The following is a 1,789-nucleotide window of genomic DNA, read 5'->3' as shown; positions in this document are numbered from 1 at the left end:
TTTTACCTCTGTGTCTTAATTTACGGATAGCGCCTCGATTACCGGTTGATAAACCAGGCTCATCGAAGTCGCCACGATAAATTGCACGATAGATAGTATTATAACTGATTTTATTTTTGGAATTTTCGGTTCTATAATATATGACGTTGGTGAGAAATCACTGGCGTCTTTTTTTGTCTCAGAAAATAGAAAACAAGTGAGTTCTCCTGTAGAATAATAGTCGACAAAAACCAAATATCCATAGGAGGAACTCACTTGCCTACATCAAATGATATGCAAAATGTACTAGATATTCAAGACAAAAACATGATTTTCGAAGATAACTGCGTGTCTTATGGGATACACAAACAAAAGAAATGTAAATTTATAGACTGTACATTGACTTATATTCCTACGGAATGTAAGAAATGTCAGGAACCAAACAAGGACTTCTCTATCTATAAAAATGGGACTCAGACTTCTAGAATCACTTTTCCAATATCTGGCATTTACCCGACCTATCTTAGAGTGAAAAAGCAGCGGTTCAAGTGTACATCTTGTGAAGCAACATTTACTGCGGAAACACCGATTGTAAAAGAGGCGTGTTTTATCTCTAATTTTATCAAAGCAGAAATACTGGCGAAGTCAGCTGATGCTCGTTCGATCAAGAGCTTGGCAGAAGAGACGAATGTCTCTTCCACAACGATTCAAAGAATCATCAATGAACAGGTGAAGTATTATCGACCTTACTATCATTCATTGCCGGAGAACTTGTCTTTTGATGAGTTTAAGTATGGTAATGGGCAAATGGCTTTTGAGTATATTGATGTCGTAACAGGAACGATACTAGATATTTTAGAAAGCAAAGATACTCGTACAATCAAAGATCACTTCTGTTCTCGATACAGCCAAAACCAGAGAAATCAGGTCAAAACGATTACGACAGACATGAATGCCAGTTACGTCAGCTTCATCCCTGAACTGTTTCCAAACGCTGATATCATTATTGATCGATTTCATATCGTTCAGCTCGTGAACCGAGCGATGAACAAAACACGCGTAAAAGTCATGAATCGACTTCGAACGTCCAATGGAGAAGACCAAAAGAAGTACAGACGACTCAAACGCTTCTGGAAGAAACTACTGAAGAAAGAGTCCGAGTTGTCTTATACTACCTATCAATACTTTCCCATGTTCGGACAGCGTCTGGAATCAGCAATCGTTTCTGAGATGTTGGCGTACGATCCAGAACTAAAAGCAACTTATACAATGTATCAAGCTATTCTTAAAGCCGTCGAACACAATGACTCAAAACAGTTAAGAACTGTTTTAGATCAACCCGCTTCTCCTGAACTATCTGGATACATGAAAACCAGTTTAAAGACGTTGCGCGCTCATTTTCCTCATATCCAAAACACCTTCTATTATCCTTATAACAATGGAAAGATAGAGGGAATCAATAACAAGATCAAAGTATTGAACCGGGTAGCCTATGGTTACGGTAACTTTATTCATTATAAAAATCGCATTATCCTGCACTTCAATTTAAAACCAATCAGAAATAAAATCAAAATGATAGAAAAAGAAAGAGAACATACAGCAGCGTAAGCTCGTTGTACATCCTCTTCCAAAATCTATTATTATTTGACTTTATTCTTTACCAACGTTGTTTGACAGAGAACCTTATTATCAATCAAAACCAAAGAAAGACGAATCAGAACTTGAAGAAGTAGTCGCTGAAGAATTTATCCGCAGCCGAAAGGCCTACGGCTCAAGAAAAATAAAAAAAGCCTTATCAAAACGAGGCATT

General features: G+C 37.3%; 1 protein-coding gene and 1 pseudogene. Both read left to right on the top strand.

Going from position 1 to position 1,789, the window contains the following annotated elements:
* Positions 1 to 273: 273 nt before the first annotated feature.
* Entirely contained in the window at positions 274 to 1,587 is a 1,314-nt protein-coding gene (locus tag ACEN4N_RS11370) for an ISL3 family transposase (RefSeq protein ID WP_235888841.1), read from the top strand.
* Positions 1,588 to 1,663: 76 nt separating this feature from the next.
* Positions 1,664 to 1,789 (top strand): annotated as a pseudogene (locus tag ACEN4N_RS11365) (IS3 family transposase); the annotation flags it as partial.

The sequence above is a fragment of the Ruoffia sp. FAM 20857 genome (genome assembly GCF_045528645.1).
Lineage (GTDB): Bacteria > Bacillota > Bacilli > Lactobacillales > Aerococcaceae > Ruoffia > Ruoffia halotolerans.
The sequence above is the reverse complement of the archived record's forward strand: the minus strand, read 5'-3'. Positions and strand labels throughout refer to the sequence as shown.

Bases quoted from the DNA above. Each gene is read 5' to 3' on its own strand.
- ACEN4N_RS11370 (WP_235888841.1), top strand. From the start codon at position 274: ATGCAAAATGTACTAGATATTCAAGACAAAAACATGATTTTCGAAGAT.